The sequence below is a fragment of the Streptomyces sp. NBC_01341 genome (assembly GCF_035946055.1).
Classification (GTDB): Bacteria; Actinomycetota; Actinomycetes; order Streptomycetales; family Streptomycetaceae; genus Streptomyces.
This window is the reverse complement of sequence record NZ_CP108364.1, coordinates 492,060-507,844: the sequence shown is the minus strand read 5'-3', so window position 1 is coordinate 507,844 and position 15,785 is coordinate 492,060. Positions and strand designations below refer to the sequence as shown.

The window sequence follows — 15,785 nt, the reverse complement described above, 5'->3', positions numbered from 1 at the left end:
ATGACCACCTTTGTCATCACCGTGCCCGGAACTTTCGTCACCGGCATCACGGACACCTCCCGTGCCGCGCTGGAGGGCAAGCTCGCCGCGCAGCACACGGACGTGAGTGAGAGCGAAGGGCTGGACCTGCTCACCCTCAACGACGACGGCACCTTCTCCATCCGGCTCGAAGTCGATGCCTCCGACCGGTACGAGGCGGAACTGGAGGCCGTGGGGCTCGTCTCCAGCGCGCTTCAGGAGACCGGGTACTCGGAGACGGACGCGCCGCTCGGATCACCCGCGGTCACCGGGATCGACAGCGACCTCTGACCGGCTCCGAGCCTCGCCGGCGGAGACGGCCGGCAGTGGACAGCCGTGCGTGGGGGGCGATGCCCTGCACCGCCGGCATCGCCCCCCACGAGCGGTGCGGCCCGTCGCTGCGCCGTTCGGGCAGCGCGGGGCCGTCAGTGGTATGCGTGGACGACCGCGTGACCCTTGCCGCGGCCGATCATCCACTTGTTGACGGGGGTCGTGATCACGAAGGCGACGGCCAGGCCACCCAGCAGGGCCCACCAGAACAGTCCGTCCGCCAGCTGTGCCTCCATCGCGCCCGGCACCAGCGCGATGATGCCGTTGTCCACGAGTTCCATCACCGCGATGGAAACGGTGTCGGCCGCCAGGGCCACCTTCAGGGCGGCCCTCACGTCCAGGCCGGCCCCGCGGATCGCGAACAGGGTGAAGGAATACCCGAAGACGAACGCAAGGGTGATCGCAAGGATCATGGTGGGTGCGTTGCCCCACGCCAGGGCGGTGCCGATGACCATCCCGAGGATCTCGCCGACGGCGCAGCCGGTCAAGCAGTGCAGGGTGGCCTTCGCTGCGGAGCCCCAGGTGACCCCACCTCTCGGATGTCCTTCGTGCGCCGTGTGGCCGTGTGCGATTCCGGTGTGGTGCGCGCTGTCGTCCATGACCGTCTCCCATCGTGAGCTCGTCCTGCGCCGCTCCGGCGGATACACAGAGGTGAACCATATACCCCAGGGGGGTATTCCCCGCTCTGGTGGTGACCTGCTCGGCGCGGCCTGCCCGGCGCGGTCCGGCCGACGTCACGCCCGGTCGCCGGAGGGGGCGGCCCTGCGCCGCCCGCCCGTGTCCCCGCGGCGGGGCTCCGGTGCAGCCCCGCTGTCCCGGTCCGCGCGGAGCCGGATCTCGGCCCGCCCGGTCAATCGAACCAATCCGTAAGGCCGTTGAGTCCGAATACCCTGGAGGAGACGATCGGCCCGGCGGCGTTGCAGGACCCCTTCGGTGCACGCGGGGTGCGGACCCCGGCAATGGACGAGCCCTGCCGACGACCCGTTCGGCAGGCCGACACAGGTGGAGAACCAGGTGGGCATACGCGGCGCGACAGCCGGTGACGTACAGGGCGAAGGGGCGGAGGACACAGGCGACGGCCGGCCGGCCGTCCACCACCGGAGCGCCGACGCCGCGCAGACCCTCCGGCGTTCCGTCGAGAGCGCGGAGTGCGCTGCTGCGGCTGTGCCTGGTGACGGAGTGAGCGCGCCGGACGCCGTGCGCTCCGGCCGGCCGGTCTTCGTCGACGCCACCGGGCGGCGCAGCCGGACCTGGCGCCTCGCGGGAACAGCAACCGCGCTCTACTGCGCCTGCTACGCCACGACCGTGGGCATCGCCCTGATCGGAGGGGACTCCAGCGCTCCGTTCCTGCAGCTGCCGCGGGCGATGGGTCTGGAACGCGGCGGAGGCGAGAAGCCGGCCGCGAGCGAGGACGAGGGCCGTGCCGCGCCGGCCGGGGATCCCGTGCCGCGCGCGTCCACACCGGCGGCACGGGATCGGGCGCATCCCTCCGCTGCCGGCCGGTCCGCCGATCCGCTTCGCGTCGAGGCTTCCTCCGACCCGGCGGACATCCGCGTCGCCGACGCGCGGCCGGCCGTTCCGCCCGCCGGTCCGCGGGACTCCGCCATGCCCTCCGACGGAGGTGCGCAGGACGGCACGGGTGGCACGGAGCCCGCGAGTAACTCGCCCTCGCCGGCTCCGGGGACCGGCGGCCAGTCGGGACCCGGAGTTCCGCCCGCCGACGGGGGCGGCGGCACGCCGGACCCCGAAGACGACGGCGACGCGTCTGCCTCCGGTGGTCCGATCGGGGATCTCCTGGGAGGACTTCTCGGCGGGCTGCTGGGCCGCGGTTGACCGGCAGCGGGGGCAGGGCGTCCGCACCTCGGGTACAGAGCCGGCCCGGCCCGGAGGGATGCCCCCGCAGCCCGGACCGCGGGGGCATTCCTCCTCTCCTCCCGGGAGGGGGGGTCAGGACGGGTTGTCGCCGTGGGTCAGGGTCTCCCAGGCCACGAAGAGGTTGTTGCTGCCGGCAGGCCGGCTCTGCTCGGTCAGCCGCTGGGTGTTGGTCATCGCGATTCCGAGACGGTTGTGCAGAGCGTTGTAGCCCACCTCGGTGACGGGTCCGAGGCCCAGGTGCAGCGATCCACCGCACAGCGAGCCGGGGACCGGTTCGCCGAGCTGGTACTTGGACTGGAAGCCGAGCGCCTGCCGAAGCCGCTCGCCCACGTCCGTGCCGTAGAGGTCCTGCCCCTGGATCCGGCTGGTCTCGGCCACGTGGGCGATGGCCGAAATGCCGTAGCCCGTGTGCGTGAAGTCGCGGCAGGTCTCCTGGGTGAGTCCGGTGACGAAGGTGGACTGCCCCTGCCAGTAGCTGACGATCTTGGCCGTGGTGTCGAGGTTCTGGCTCGGGACGGTCCTGGGCAGGGCGCCGTCGGAGGCGAGGTAGACGTAAGCCGCCGTGCGCGTCCGGAACTTCGCCATGGCCTTGTCGTACGACGTCCTGTCCTCGAGGAAGACGGAGATGCCGACAGCGGCTTCCATCATCGACAGTTCCCAATTGCCGTTGGAGTTGGAGCCGTTGATGACCTTGGGCAGGTAGACGTCACGCAGCATGGTCGAGAAGCGGCCGGAGTTGGCCCACGTCCCGGTATAGGTGTACTTGATGATTTCGGCCGCCTTGGGCCACGAGGAGCCGGCCCATCCGGTCTGCAGCGGGGCATTGCTGTTGGTGTGGCTCTTGATGACCGCCGACCAGGCGTCCATCAGCTGGATGGACTTCTTCGCGTACCGCTCGTCGCGCGTGATGTACCAGGCGAGCGCGTCGGTGTACGCGGCTATCGCGTCCTCCCGCTCGTCCGTGCAGCCGTAGTTGGGGTTGGAGTACGAGCCGCACTCCACGGTCGCGCGAGGCGCGGGGGTCCGGTTCAGGTCGGCGTACCTGCTCGCCATCATCTGGTCGTACGCGCCCTTCCAGGGCTGGGCGCCGGAGTTCACCTTGCCCCGTACGAAGTCCAGTTGGCCCTGGGAGACGGTGACTCCCGGGTGCGCGAAAGCAGCGGGCGCGGCCTCGGCGCGGTCGGCGCCGGGCCAGGAGAGGAAGCCTGCGATCAGAGCGACGAGAGCGCCCGCCGCGACGGCGATGAGGCCGGGACGCCGTCGGTGGCGGTGCACTGCGGGGGTGTCAGGCATGTGGGGGGCCATCCGTTCTTCTATGTGAACGATGCACTGGCTGATGAACACGCGTGCTGATCGGTGACCATAGGTATGGACCAGAACCCCGTCAAGAGAACGAACTGGATGCGCCGCACAACCGCCGTTCAAGGATGAGAACCCACAGTCCTGAGGGTCGGTGCAAGCGAATCGGCAGCTCCCGAAATCCGGACAGGGCGCCGCGTCCTGACGGCCCTTCACCGCCCAGCCCCTGACGGGGCACCCGCAGGGCGGGACCGCGGCGGACCACTGGCCGACACCGCCGAACGCAACCCTTTGCCGGCGCGCGGCTGGGCGGTTCTGCGCGCCTTCAGCGGCAGTCACATCGGCGACGCGGGCGTCCACGGCCGCCCCGGCGGCGAGACCACTTGGGGCCCGCCCGCCCAGGCCGCTCTGCGCCGCCTCACCGCCACCGTCCGCCGGTGATCGTGCTGATCGGTGGCAGCCGCCCTGCGGGCACGCCCACGTTCGACCGCTTCTCACCGGCGATGACGGTCTCACCGAGGGCACCGATGTCACGCCACCCGTGAGCCGGCCATGTACGAGAAGGCCAAAGCGCCCCACGGGCCGGGAATCCGATGGCTCCTCGTGAGGTGAACCGTTACCCTCCGCCGGAGCGCGTTACCGCGCGAGACGCGACCGCGAGGGGGATACGGCGTGGACGCCGAGGATGTGCGGACCGATCGCCTGGGCCTGCTTCTCGACCAGTTCGACAAGGCCAGGGAGATGGCCCGGGTGCGGCTGACGGGGCTCGGTGACGAGGAGTACCTCTGGGAGCCGGTGGCCGGCTGCTGGTCGGTCCGGCGCCGTGGCGAGGCGGTGACCCCCAGAGCGTACGGACCCGGTGAATGGGTGCTCGACCAGGGTGCGCCGGACATTCCGTCCAACGAGTACGCCGAGGTCGCCAGGCAGGCCGCCGCCGGTATGACGGTCGCCAGGATCGCCGAGGACTGGAGCGTGAGCAGCGAGCGGGTCCAGGAGGTGCTCGCCCACACCGGCGAGGCGGAACCCGACCACGTGCCGGTCACCACCATCGCGTGGCGACTGGGCCACCTGCACTCGTGCTTCGCCGGCCAATGGGAGTGGACGTTCGGCGGCCGGCGGCAGGAACCGAAGCTGCTCGTCGACTTCACTCCCTCCGCGGCCCTGGCACTCGACCGCTTCTGGGCGCTGATCGACCGCTGGCGCGCCGACGTCGCGGCCGTCACGGAGGAACAGCTCGACACCGTCGGCTTCTCCCAGTACCCCTACGGCTCCGATCCCTACGACCCGTTCGTCGCGGTGCTGGCGGGTGCCAACCTCGAGTTCATCCACCACATGGCGGAGATCGCCCTGCTACGCGATCTCGCGCGGACTCGCTTCGGTCCGCACGGATGAGCCCGGTCGAGGGAGCCGCCCGTGACGGCGCCCTCGCCCGGGCTCCTGGCCTCCGGTCCCGGTTCCGACGGCCGGGCGACCCCGCGGCCCGGCCGTCACGGCCCGGCATTGCCCGCAAGCCTGCTGTTCTGTTCAGACCGCGCGCTTGCGGGCCCCCGGCTTCTTGGCGGCGCGCTTGCTGTTCGCCGTCTGCTTCGCGGGGATGGAGCGCGACGGCCCCGCAGCCGCCGCGGCCTTCTCCTCGCTGCCCGAGTCGGCCGTGCTGAGGGCGCCGGCGCTGTTCTCCAGGTGCGCACGCACGAACCACTGGAACTGTTCCAGGGAACGCAGGTGCTCGATCAGCAGGTCCTCCGTCACGGGGTCGACGGACGCGGCCTTCGCAGCCGCCTTCCTGTGGTCCTCGATGATGCCGGTGTAGACGAGGTTCAGTGCACCGAGGTGGGCGATGGCGTCGGCCCTGCCCACGCTGTAGTCGTCCCATGTCCGCTCGGCGACCAGGACGCCCGCCGTTCCCTGCGGCACCCCGCCCAGGGCCGAGATGCGCTCCGCGGTGGCGTCCGCCATGCCCCGCACGGCAAGCGTCTGCGGGTCGAGCATCTCGTGCACGGCGATGAAGTGCGGCCCCGTCACGTTCCAGTGGATGTGCTTGAGGGTGAGCGCCAGGTCGTTGAGGGAGTGCAGGCGCATGCTCAGCAGGTCGATGACCTGTCCGCCCTCCCTCGTGGTGAGGCCGGGAACGGTGTAACGCGGTGTGGGATTCTTCGGCGACATGATGCTCCTGGGTGGATGGGACGCTCTGCCGTCGTTCATCTCCCACCGGCACCGCAGGCGTCACGCCCATCGACGTCGATACCACTTGACCGGCCCTGCCGAAAATTCGCGGGCGATGCCGCCGGAGGGGTGCGACAGAGTGAGCGAGCGGCCGCGCGGGCTCTCAGGCGCCGAGGAGCGAGTCGTCCTCCGTGCGTGCGCCGGGCAGCCGGTGGCGTGCCGCGACGAGAGCCGACTCGGCTTCACCCAGGTGATTCGCCGAGCCGTCTACCCGGCGTCCTCCCCGCCATACCTGCGGGCACATCCAGCACAGGTGCCCCGCCGGACCGCGTCCGCCGCTGCCGACCCGCGCAGGAGGACGCTCGATCCGGAGGGGCACCCACCTCCATGCCGGCATCGCGGCAACGGCTGCCTTCAGGGAGCCCGCCAGACGTTCGCGAACGCCGAACTCTCGATGGACCGACGCTGACGTACGGCCTCCAGTTCCATCACCGCGTCGTTCACCGCCGCCAGGACGGTGGTCACGGCCTCGTCGTCGAGGCCCGGCTCCTCGTCGGCCTGCTCGCCCGGGATACCGACGGCCGCTGCGAGGGCGGCGAGGACCGGCTCCTCGGCCTCCCACCTGTTCAGGGCTCGGCGACGGGAAGGCGTGTCGGCGAGTTCCAGGCGTTCCGCGCCGAACGACAACCGTCCGCGGTGCTCGCGTGTCAGTTCACCGGCGTCCTCGAGGGCGGCCTGGTACGACGCCGCGAGATCGCGACCCCGTCGCCACAGCCAGTCCTCGACCTGTTCGTGGGGGGCCTGCCCGGTGAGCGCGGCCGACGCCTCACCCAGGAGGGGATCGTCCAGCCGTCCCTGTCCGGCTGGGACGATGCGATCGCCGTCCAGGGCGACCGCGCGGGCCGCGATGAGATCGACCAGTTCGGCTCCCGCGAGCGCGAGCGACAGGTCACCCTGCCCGACGGAGTGCTTCGACCCCAGGTCCAAGGCGATGATGAAAAGGTCCTTCGCCGTAGTCATGCACGGCTCCCCTCGGATTCGTCGGTGGTGTCACATCACCACCTGGTCGGCTTCCGCGTACGGAACGCCCGGCGTCGGAGCCGACGGCCACCGCGCGTGCCGGGCACGTGTGGATCGACAACCGGCCGGGCAGGCGTGGGATTCCCGCGGTGCCACCGTTCGTACGTCGCCCCAGTATTCCCGCTGACGGCCGACGACGGGGCGGCCGACGACGGGGTGCCCGATGACGGGTCGGCCCGGCACGGTCCCGGGGGATACCCCGGGGCCGACGGCCGGTGGCCCCCCGCCGGCGCCCTGAGGCGTGTCGCGGGGGGCCACCGGTGCGGCCGGAATGCGGACCTGTCCGGTGCGAGCCGGTGCGTCAGGCCTTATCCTGCATGGACCGGCGCGCCGGATTGCCCTGCTCCGAGGCCTTGGGGTCCTTCTCGCCGGCCTTGGCGCGCACGCCCTCCTCGATGCGCCGGCCGATCGACGCGTCGATGTTCGACCAGTACTCGAAGGCCCTGCGCAGGATGGGCTCGGTGACGCCGTTGAGGAGGTGTCCGACGACGTTGTCCACCAGCCGGTCCCGCGCCGCGTCGTCCAGGACTTCACGCACCAACGTGCCCGGCTGGCCCCAGTCGTCGTCCTCCGAGTGGTCGACGTAGGCCGCCCGGGTGATGTCCCCGTCGGCGTGCCAGCTCGGCGGGGACCCGTAGCGGGCGGTGTCGGCCGCCGGACCGCCCTTCGAGTTCGGGGCGTAGACGGGGTCGGTGGTCTTCCGGTACGCCATGGCTCCGTCCTTGGAGTACGTGCGTACCGGCGAGACGGGTGCGTTGACCGGGAGCTGCTGGTAGTTGGCGCCGATGCGGTAGCGGTGTGCGTCCGCGTAGGAGAACAGCCGCGCCAGCAGCATGCGGTCCGGGCTCGGGCCGATGCCCGGGACCAGGTTGTTGGGCTGGAAGGCGGCCTGCTCGATCTCCGCGTGGTTGTCGGTGGGGTTGCGGTCCAGGGTCATCCGCCCCACCTGGATCAGCGGGTAGTCGCCGTGCGGCCAGACCTTGGTGAGGTCGAACGGGTTGAAGCGGTAGTTCACCGCGTCGTCGTACGGCATGACCTGGACGTGCAGCGTCCAGCTGGGGAACTTGCCGTCGCGGATGTGCTCGAAGAGATCACGCGTGTGGTAGTCGGTGTCCGCCGAGGCCATCTGGTCACCCTCGTGCTGGGTGAACGTCTCGACGCCCTGGTCCGTCTTGAAGTGGTACTTCACCCAGAAGCGCTCGCCCTGCGCGTTGATCCACATGTACGTGTGGGAGGTGTAGCCGTTCATGTGGCGCCAGCTGCGCGGGATGCCGCGGTCGCCCATCAGCCAGGTGACCTGGTGGGCCGATTCGGGTGACAGGGTCCAGAAGTCCCACTGCATGTCGTGGTCGCGGAGGTTGCTGTCCGCGCGGCGCTTCTGCGACCGGATGAAGTGCTGAAACTTCATCGGGTCCTTCACGAAGAACACGGGGGTGTTGTTACCCACCATGTCGTAGTTGCCTTCGGTGGTGTAGAACTTCACGGCGAAGCCACGCGGGTCGCGCCAGGTGTCGGGGCTGCCCCGCTCGCCGGCGACGGTGGAGAACCTGACCACGAGTTCGGTCTTGGTCTTGGGCTGGAAGAGCGCCGCCTTGGTGTAGCGGCTGACATCGTTGGTCACCTCGAAGTGCCCGAAGGCGCCGCTGCCCTTGGCGTGCGGCTGACGTTCGGGGATCCGCTCCCGGTTGAACTGGGCCATCTGCTCGATCAGGTAGGAGTCCTGCAGCAGGATGGGTCCGCCCGGGCCGACGGTGAGCGAGTGTTCGTCGCTCTCCACCGGGATGCCGGAGTCAGTGGTGGTCGGCTCGTGCGAGGTGTCGGTCACTTTCGTTCCCCTTCGCGGTGGGAATGGTGAGAGCGAAACGTCGAGAGGGACGGCGCGCGCCGAGCCTGTCGAAAATCTGTCCGTATCGACGTCGGCGTCGGGCGTGGACTCCCGAACGAGACGCTACGCCGACAGGTGGCCCTTCGCTCTCCGAACATGGCCGCACTTGTAACCCGGTATCAACACAGCCAAACGTGGAGAAGCGGGTCATCGGAAACGGAGATTCCGGATCCCCTTCCGTGGGTGGCCGCCGCTCGTGCCCCTGCCGTGAGAACAGGCAGGCGGCCGTCCGGGTCGGCGCGGGCCGGCGTGGACGACGAGGCCCGGAACGTGCGGCAGGGGCCCCGGTCGGGCCGCCGGTGGTGCGGAGGCTTCGCGGCTGACGTTCCGGGAGCCGGTGGTCAGCCGAGCAGCCTTACTCGCTCCGCCAGCCGGCGCAGGTCCCGAGCGTATCCGTCGTCGGCGCGTGCCGTGAGCCTCGCGGATGTGAGCACGGGGAACCGCCTTGTCCGCAGGACGCGGCGGCCGCTCCTCAGAAGGGCTGCGACCAGCGCGTGGTCCTCGCCCGTCGCCAGCGCCGGGTAGCCGCCGCAGTGCAGGTACGCCTCCGCCCGCACACCGAGGTTGGCTCCGTGCACATGAGGGTGCGCGTCCGGTCTCCCCGGATACCGTCCCGCGGCGTCGTACTCCCTGATGTGATCGTGGATCGCCTCCCCGAGGACGGGCGGCCATCCGTGGGGGCGGACGGTGCCCACCACCGCGTCCCAGCTCTGTTCGGCGCAGGCCCGCTGATGGGCGAGCCAGCGGGGCGGGACCTCGCTGTCGGCGTCGGTCGAGGCGATCCACACACCGCTGGGATCCAGGCCCAGCGTGCGCAACGCCAGCGACACTCCCGCGGCCCTGGCCTGTCCAGGGCTGCGGGAGTCGAGCGACGCGATCAGTGCGCCCGCGCGACGGGCGATCGCCCGTGTGCCGTCCGTGCAGGCGTCGGCGGCGACCACGGTGAGCACTCTGGTGGATGCGACGGCGGGGTGTCGGGCTGCGCGGGTCACTGCTTCGAGAGCGGCAGGGAGCAGTGCCTCCTCGTTGTGCGCGGGTATCACCACGGCGATGGCCGCTGTCCTGGTCATACGAGCCCCTCGAAACGGGCGGGTGAGAGGGGCGCGGGCTCGCCGGGCGTGATCCGGCTGAAGGTCTGGAGGACGAAGTCCTCCTCCCTGTGATCGGCCTGCAGCAGAAGCCCGGGTTCACGAGCCAGCCGTTCCGCCAGTTGTGCACCGGTGTGGAGGTGTTCGGGCACTGGGTGGTTCCAATGCACCGTGACCAGGGTTCCTCCGGGCTCGAGCGAGGCGGTGGTACGTGCCAGCAGATCGTCGAGCCGCGCCTCGTCGAAGTAGTAGAGCAGTTCGGAGAGCACGACCAGGTCGAAGCGCTCCGCAGGCCACTCCTCCGGAACGACGAGCCGTGCGACCTTCACCCGGTCGAGGTCGGCGGTACGGCTCCGGGCGGTGTCGACAGCGGAGGCGACCCGGTCGACGGCGAGCAGCCGCTCGCACCGCGGAGCGAGGAGCCTTGTCAGCTCGCCCACCGAACAGGCGGGTTCGAAGGCGCTACGGAACCTGGCCCTTGGCAGCGAGGCGAGCGTCAACGCGTACTTGCGCTGTTCGTACCAGCGCTCCTTCAGGTGCCAGGGGTCGTCGTCGCCCTGGTACATGCCCTCGAAGTAGCCCGCCGGGGTGCTCACAGGAACACCACTTCGCAAGGTCGCCGATGGTGGGCCAGTTCCTCGGGCGGGAGGACGGCCGCCTCGGCGGGGCCCGGGCCCAGAGGCTGGATCTGGGAGGCGAACGCATCCACGGCATGCCGCTTGCGGGCCTGGACGCCCTCGGAAAGAGAGATCCGGGCGGCCCGGTGCCAGGGGACACGGGGGTCGTCTGGGTGCGCCCAGTGCCACAGCCACACCGGGTACTCGGCGAAGGACGCGCCGGCTTCACGGGCCGCGTCCCGTGCGGCACGGCCCGCCGCCTCGTGGTCGCAGTGCAGGTCGGCCGTCCATGGTGCCGCCACGAGAACAGCGTCGGCGAAGAGGGGGACGAGAGCCTCCCGTACCGCCTGTTCGTGGTCCTGCACGCGGGAGTCGGGAACGTGCAGGCGGACGATGTCCGGGTTCTCGGTTCCGAGCCGATCGAGGGCGGTCCGGATCTCCCGTGCGCGGACCTCGGCGAGTTCGTTCGGGCCGAGTACCTCGCTGTCCGGGTGAGATCCCTCGCCGTCGGTCACGGACACGAAGGTGAGGCTGAGGCCCGCGTCGGCGAGCCGGGCGAGTGCGCCACCCAGTCCGAGCACCTCGTCGTCCGGGTGGGCGGCCACGACGACGACCCTGCCGCGTGAGGGGAGTGGGAACTCGGCCATGCTCTCCCAGCCGCTCCACGCCCGCCAGACGCTCTCGGCGGTGCCGGGGGCCTGGATGGCGTCGGCGTAGGGCGTCCCGTCGCCCGTGCCGGTGATCACTGCTTCTCCCGGCCGCTGACGAGCGCGCCCAGTTCGGCGAGATTGCGCTCGGCGTGGTGCTGGCGGGTGTACACGGTGAGGTCGGCGACGTTGCGCGCGTGACGTGTGTCGTGACAGAGAGGCCCCGCACCGGTGGCCCGGCCCACATGGCCGAGTACGCGGTCGCACACGGCCTCGACCAGGCCCCGTACCCGCAGGCTGCGCAGTCGGGCCCCGCCCTTGAGGTCCAGGGGGTCGGCGTCGATGTCGACGGCAGCGGACTTCAGGAGCAGGTCGGCCACGTGCAGATCGATGTCCACGGTCCCCAGGTGGGCGTCGGTGTGCGGACCTCCGCCCCGGCCGGCCGCCGTGCGCAGGGGCCGCGCCACGGCATGCGCTCCTCCGAGCCAGCAGGCGGCCACACCGATGCCGCCGTGCTGAAAGCCCGGCCGGTTGACGTACCCCTCGACGTCTCCTACCGGTTCGGCCGCAGCCGAGCGGAATCGCACGTTCGGGGTGTCGGAGCCGGCCATGCCGAGCGCCTGCCAGGTGCCCTCGACAGGCTGGAACGTCTCGTCGGTCAGCGGTACGGCGAAGAGACGCCGACCGTCCTCCGCATGAGCGGTGACCAGCGCGTGAGTGCAGCTGTGCGCGCCCGAGCAGTACTGTTTGACACCGCTCACGCTCCACCGTCCCTCGGCGTCCCGTGTGGCGGAGAGGCGCTCGCCGGGAGGCTCCGCCGCCCACACGCCCCAGCGGCTCCCGGGCACGGGGGCGGGACCGTCCAGCTCGGCGAGGATCGCGAGTGCGTCAGCGTGCCCCTCCACGAGCCGGGCGAGGCACAGATCGTCCTCGGCGGTGGCCTGCAGAGAGGCGAAGCGCTCGGCGGTTGCCCCGCCCCCGGGCAGCGGGAAGCGCAACTCACCCGCCTCGATCGCGGCCACGGCAGCGGTGAAGCGGGCCGAGGTCTCCGCACGCAGGGTGCGGGCATCGAAGTCGTCGGCAGCGCGGAGTTCCGGCGTGGCCTCGGGCACCACGGGGCGTCGTACGGCGTGCTCAGTCATTCACTCGTCCTCTCTCCTTCCGGCCGGGCGGCCGCCCTCGCACCCTGTGCCCGGCGACGAGCGATCGATGCCGGACCACCCGTGACGTTTCCTGCGGCACGTGATGTCGCCCGACCTCGCTCGTGAAGATGAGATGAACATGTCGAGCATGCGGGCCGCCGATCCGGCTCGCGCCTGCGAGTGCCGCGTCGGCTCCCGGCAGGTACGACACGCGCCCGTGCCATCCGGCGAGTCGGAGCCGGAACGAGGGTGTCCGCTCCGGGCTGAGTGCCGTCAAGACCCGGGGGTCGCGAGGGGTGGCCTGCGGGCGCGCGTCGGCCAGGACGAGGCGGATGACTGCCGGTGCCGCGCATGGGTCCACGATCGCTCCTGCGCGCTCCGTCGGCACGCGGGGGAGTCCGGACGAGGGCATGCGGCGGCAGTACCCCCGGCAGCGGCGGTCGGCGGCGCCTGCGGACCGGGAATCGATCAAACGCCGTCGGCGCACATCCGGGCGGTCACGCAGCCGGTCCTTCTGTCATGGACGCCGGACGCTTCGGGGCGGCAGGGCTCGGGACGAGCGAGCTGTGGGCCCACCCGCCGGACGGGCGGGCTGACCGGAAGGGCGCGGCGGGTGGCCCGGATCATCCCCTGCCGATCCGCCATGCCGGCGCGGGCGGCGGGACCCCTGGCCGGAGCTCGTCATCGCCCCGGCCCGGCCGGTGACTTCGACGAGCATCAGTGCCGCCCGTACGGGCAGATGGGGGGTGTGTCCAGAAGGCTTCCGGGCACTCGGGACGAGCAGCCTTGCGGCAGGCGAACGACACGCCGACGATCGCCGAAGGCTTGACGTTGTCGCCTGCCGATGCAGCACTGCTGGGGGGTGGGCTTGACGGTGGCTCAGATCAATGTGAGAGATTGTCAATCCTCTTGTGAAGAACCGATCGCCGGATCGGTTGCGAGAGGGGCTGCGGATGGCAGCTGCGGGGCCGAATAGGCATGTCAACCTGCGGCTGCGACAGCTGCGTTGGGCGTTCGGGACGTCGTGACGGGCGTCCGGGGAGGCGAAGCTCCGGTGATAGCATCCCGGCATCTGTGATCTTGATCCACTTGACGCAGATGCTGATTTGCGATCGGCGGCACGCTATCCGCGTAACAGCGGGTGAACCGTGCCGATCGGCTGTGCTGCGGATCCTTGCGAGGCGTATCCGCAGCCGTCCGCATGCCATGCGCCGGGAAAGGTTTCCATGAATCGAGACGCACTTGTGTGGTGCTTGGTTGCGGTGGCGGCGATAGCCGTTGTCGTGATCGGGGCACTCGTCGCCCGTAACAGAGCACTGGGGGCGAAGAAGAAGCATACCGAGGACGAGCTCAGGCAGCAGCTACTCACGGCGGACAGTCACCTGCACGCGTCACGCGCCGAGCTGCAGAGGTTCCGGAACGAGCAGGAAGCCACGCTCCGCGAGGCCAAGGAGGCGGCGGAGGAGAACACCAAGGCCGTCCTCAAGGGTGCGGCCAGCTTCCTGCAGAGCCTCGCCGCCGAGCAGACGACACTGCTCGACGGCATTCAGCGCACGTACGGCGGACACGCGGTCCTCAGCGACCTCCTCGACGTCAACCACGCCAACGCCCAGATGGCGCGCAAGGCTCAGGGCATCGCGGTCATGTGCGGTGCGCCCCTCGGCCGTCGCAACAGGCCTGCCAGCGTCTACGACGTGGTGCGCAGTGCCCAGGGCCAGATCCGTAACTTCCACCGGGTCGCGATCATGCAGCAGACCGGTCTCGCGCTGAAGGCGTCCGCCGTCGCGCCCGTCGCCCTCGCCGTGGCGGAGCTGCTCGACAACGCCGCCAGCTTCTCGCAGCAGGACGCACCGATCGAGGTGACGTTCCAGCGCGTCCAGAACAACCTGTGCATCGTCATCGACGACGCCGGTGTCAGCATGAACGACGAGGAGCGGCAGCGGGCCACCACGCTGTTGTCCGGAGAGGTTGCCCCCCGGCTGTCACAGCTCGGGACGCAGCCCAAGTTCGGCTTCCCGGTCGTCGGCCTGATCGCACGTCAGCACGGCTTCAAGGTCGACGTCACCGGAGTCTCCCGATACGGCGGCGTCAGAGCTGTCGTCCTCTTGCCCGAGGAGCTGTGGACCATGGAGGAGATACCGCCCGCCCAGGAGGCCCCGGTCAGCAACATCCGGCGCACCTCCGAGAGCCGGCCCCAGAGTGCGACGACGCGCACGATGCACGGCCTGCCCAAGCGCGGAGCACGCCAGGCGCCCATCGCGAGCGTTCCCGACCCCGACGCCACCGCGCCGGCGCCGCGGAACTCGGGGGAGACGGGCCGTACTTCCGGGCGCAGCCTGGGGGCCTTCCAGCGCGGCACCCTCTCCGGCCGCAACCTTGACGCCACCTCGCTCGAAGGGTCCGAAGACGCATGACCGCAGACCTGTCGTGGATGCTCGAGGACATCGTGCACAACGTGCCCCGTGCACGGCACGCGGTCCTGCTGTCCGCGGACGGCCTTCCCCGCGGCGCGACGGAGGGCCTGGCCGAGAAGGACGTGCGCACCATCTCCGCCGCCATGGCCGGGATGCAGTCGCTCAGCCGGGCGACGGCCCACTTCGCCGGACCGGAGGAGGACCGGCAGTGGAACCAGACCATCATCGAGTTCTCGCACGGCTGGAGCTTCCTCATCGGGGCGGGGCAGGGCGCTTACCTCGCCGCAGCGGCCGCGCCCGATGTGGACATGCAGCAGATCTCCTTCCGGATGCACCGCCTCGTCGCCCGGCTCGGCAACAACCTCACCTCGCCGCCGAGACTGAGCGGCGAGGAGGCCGGAGGAGCCCGGGGGGGCGCCCCCCGGCGGCAGAGTTCAGGTGACACGGGATTCACCCTCGGCGAGCTCGACAAGGTGATGTCCGAGGTCAAGGGTGCCCGCCACGCGGTGCTGCTGGGAGCCGACGGACTTCCCCGCGGCGCGACCAACGGGATGAGCCGCGACCTTGCGGACACGATCTCCGCGGCCATGACGGGCATTCACGCCTACAGCCGGGTCACTTCTCAGTTCGCGGGGGTCCTGGAGGACGCGGAGTGGCGCCAGACGGTCATCGAGTTCCAGCACGGATGGATCTTCCTGATGGCGGCCGGCCCCGGCGCCTTCCTGGCTGCTGCCGCTGAACACGACTGTGACATAGAGGAGTTCACCACACGGCTGCACGAGGTGGTTCCCAGACTCACCGCGGCGGCGACACCGGCGAAGGGGACAGGCCATGCCTGACGGGCCCGAGCAGGACGAAGAGCTGGAACTGACGTCGCCGTTAGTCCCCCTCTTCGTGATCACGAACGGACGAGCGCTGCCCCCGGACCACGAGTACGAGCACACGACGCTCGTGACGGCGGCCGCGGAGGACGGACCGGTGGCGGCGCACACGCTGTCCCCGGAGGCGGGGCAGGTCATGGACCTGGTCGCCGACGGCTTCCTGTCCGTGGCCGAGGTGGCAGGGCACACGCACCTGCCCCTGGGCATCGTCCGCATCCTGCTGGCGCAGTTGGAGGAGGACAGTCTCATCCTCGTGAGGAGACCGATTCCGCGCGCCGAACGTGTCGACAGAGAACTGGTCAGCGCCGTGCTCGAAGGCCTGAAGAATCGATTCGGAGCGTAACGC

General features: G+C 70.5%; 16 protein-coding genes. 7 read left to right on the top strand and 9 right to left on the bottom strand.

The features are described from left to right. Positions 1–309: a hypothetical protein gene (locus OG206_RS02165; RefSeq protein ID WP_327111569.1), complete on the top strand. Its 309-nt coding sequence runs from the start codon at positions 1–3 to the stop codon at positions 307–309. 134 nt (positions 310–443) lie between these two features. On the opposite strand, the gene OG206_RS02160 is transcribed toward OG206_RS02165, so the two are convergent. After that, entirely contained in the window at positions 444–947 is a 504-nt protein-coding gene (locus OG206_RS02160) for a DUF4396 domain-containing protein (RefSeq protein WP_327111567.1), read from the bottom strand. A 415-nt stretch (positions 948–1,362) separates the two neighbouring features. Here OG206_RS02160 and OG206_RS02155 point away from each other — a divergent pair, with 415 nt between their 5' ends. Further along, positions 1,363–2,181, top strand: coding sequence for a hypothetical protein (locus OG206_RS02155; protein WP_327111565.1), 819 nt, complete (start codon positions 1,363–1,365; stop codon positions 2,179–2,181). 114 nt (positions 2,182–2,295) lie between these two features. On the opposite strand, the gene OG206_RS02150 is transcribed toward OG206_RS02155, so the two are convergent. Next, a complete protein-coding gene (locus OG206_RS02150; protein WP_327111563.1) occupies positions 2,296–3,516 on the bottom strand; it encodes an alginate lyase family protein in 1,221 nt (406 codons plus the stop codon). 297 nt (positions 3,517–3,813) lie between these two features. On the opposite strand from OG206_RS02150, the gene OG206_RS32555 reads away from it, so the two are divergent. After that, positions 3,814–3,963, top strand: coding sequence for a hypothetical protein (locus OG206_RS32555; RefSeq protein WP_442805783.1), 150 nt, complete (start codon positions 3,814–3,816; stop codon positions 3,961–3,963). A 231-nt stretch (positions 3,964–4,194) separates the two neighbouring features. Further along, on the top strand, positions 4,195–4,914 hold the full coding sequence (locus OG206_RS02140) for a DinB family protein (RefSeq protein WP_327111561.1): 720 nt from the start codon (positions 4,195–4,197) through the stop codon (positions 4,912–4,914). A 132-nt stretch (positions 4,915–5,046) separates the two neighbouring features. On the opposite strand, the gene OG206_RS02135 is transcribed toward OG206_RS02140, so the two are convergent. From OG206_RS02135 to OG206_RS02105, 7 genes are all read right to left on the bottom strand, one after another. Next, complete coding sequence (locus OG206_RS02135) at positions 5,047–5,685, bottom strand: Dps family protein (RefSeq protein WP_327111559.1); 639 nt, start codon at positions 5,683–5,685, stop codon at positions 5,047–5,049. A gap of 414 nt (positions 5,686–6,099) precedes the next feature. Next, complete coding sequence (locus OG206_RS02130; RefSeq protein WP_327111557.1) at positions 6,100–6,705, bottom strand: GOLPH3/VPS74 family protein; 606 nt, start codon at positions 6,703–6,705, stop codon at positions 6,100–6,102. 361 nt (positions 6,706–7,066) lie between these two features. Continuing rightward, on the bottom strand, positions 7,067–8,590 hold the full coding sequence (locus OG206_RS02125) for a catalase (RefSeq protein WP_327111555.1): 1,524 nt from the start codon (positions 8,588–8,590) through the stop codon (positions 7,067–7,069). 401 nt (positions 8,591–8,991) lie between these two features. Then, entirely contained in the window at positions 8,992–9,720 is a 729-nt protein-coding gene (locus OG206_RS02120; RefSeq protein ID WP_327111553.1) for a glycosyltransferase, read from the bottom strand. Continuing rightward, positions 9,717–10,334 (bottom strand): SAM-dependent methyltransferase, encoded by a 618-nt coding sequence (locus OG206_RS02115; RefSeq protein WP_327111551.1) that lies wholly within the window; start codon positions 10,332–10,334, stop codon positions 9,717–9,719. Before OG206_RS02115 ends, OG206_RS02120 begins: the two co-directional genes overlap by 4 nt. Continuing rightward, a complete protein-coding gene (locus OG206_RS02110) occupies positions 10,331–11,098 on the bottom strand; it encodes a PIG-L deacetylase family protein (RefSeq protein WP_327122154.1) in 768 nt (255 codons plus the stop codon). Before OG206_RS02110 ends, OG206_RS02115 begins: the two co-directional genes overlap by 4 nt. Beyond that, entirely contained in the window at positions 11,098–12,144 is a 1,047-nt protein-coding gene (locus tag OG206_RS02105; RefSeq protein WP_327111549.1) for an acyl-CoA dehydrogenase, read from the bottom strand. Before OG206_RS02105 ends, OG206_RS02110 begins: the two co-directional genes overlap by 1 nt. Positions 12,145–13,370: 1,226 nt before the next feature. On the opposite strand from OG206_RS02105, the gene OG206_RS02100 reads away from it, so the two are divergent. The 3 genes from OG206_RS02100 to OG206_RS02090 are packed head-to-tail and all read left to right on the top strand — an operon-like array spanning position 13,371 to position 15,782. Then, entirely contained in the window at positions 13,371–14,558 is a 1,188-nt protein-coding gene (locus tag OG206_RS02100; RefSeq protein WP_327111548.1) for an ATP-binding protein, read from the top strand. Beyond that, complete coding sequence (locus OG206_RS02095) at positions 14,555–15,397, top strand: roadblock/LC7 domain-containing protein (RefSeq protein ID WP_327111546.1); 843 nt, start codon at positions 14,555–14,557, stop codon at positions 15,395–15,397. The genes OG206_RS02100 and OG206_RS02095 overlap by 4 nt, the downstream gene beginning before the upstream one ends. Further along, positions 15,390–15,782 (top strand): DUF742 domain-containing protein, encoded by a 393-nt coding sequence (locus OG206_RS02090; RefSeq protein ID WP_327111544.1) that lies wholly within the window; start codon positions 15,390–15,392, stop codon positions 15,780–15,782. Before OG206_RS02095 ends, OG206_RS02090 begins: the two co-directional genes overlap by 8 nt. Positions 15,783–15,785 lie beyond the last annotated feature (3 nt).

Coding starts and splice junctions, on each gene's coding strand:
- OG206_RS02165 (WP_327111569.1), top strand. CDS start 1: ATGACCACCTTTGTCATCACCGTGCCCGGAACTTTCGTCACCGGCATC.
- OG206_RS02160 (WP_327111567.1), bottom strand. CDS start 947: ATGGACGACAGCGCGCACCACACCGGAATCGCACACGGCCACACGGCG.
- OG206_RS02150 (WP_327111563.1), bottom strand. CDS start 3,516: ATGCCTGACACCCCCGCAGTGCACCGCCACCGACGGCGTCCCGGCCTC.
- OG206_RS02135 (WP_327111559.1), bottom strand. CDS start 5,685: ATGTCGCCGAAGAATCCCACACCGCGTTACACCGTTCCCGGCCTCACC.
- OG206_RS02130 (WP_327111557.1), bottom strand. CDS start 6,705: ATGACTACGGCGAAGGACCTTTTCATCATCGCCTTGGACCTGGGGTCG.
- OG206_RS02120 (WP_327111553.1), bottom strand. CDS start 9,720: ATGACCAGGACAGCGGCCATCGCCGTGGTGATACCCGCGCACAACGAG.
- OG206_RS02105 (WP_327111549.1), bottom strand. CDS start 12,144: ATGACTGAGCACGCCGTACGACGCCCCGTGGTGCCCGAGGCCACGCCG.
- OG206_RS02100 (WP_327111548.1), top strand. CDS start 13,371: ATGAATCGAGACGCACTTGTGTGGTGCTTGGTTGCGGTGGCGGCGATA.
- OG206_RS02095 (WP_327111546.1), top strand. CDS start 14,555: ATGACCGCAGACCTGTCGTGGATGCTCGAGGACATCGTGCACAACGTG.
- OG206_RS02090 (WP_327111544.1), top strand. CDS start 15,390: ATGCCTGACGGGCCCGAGCAGGACGAAGAGCTGGAACTGACGTCGCCG.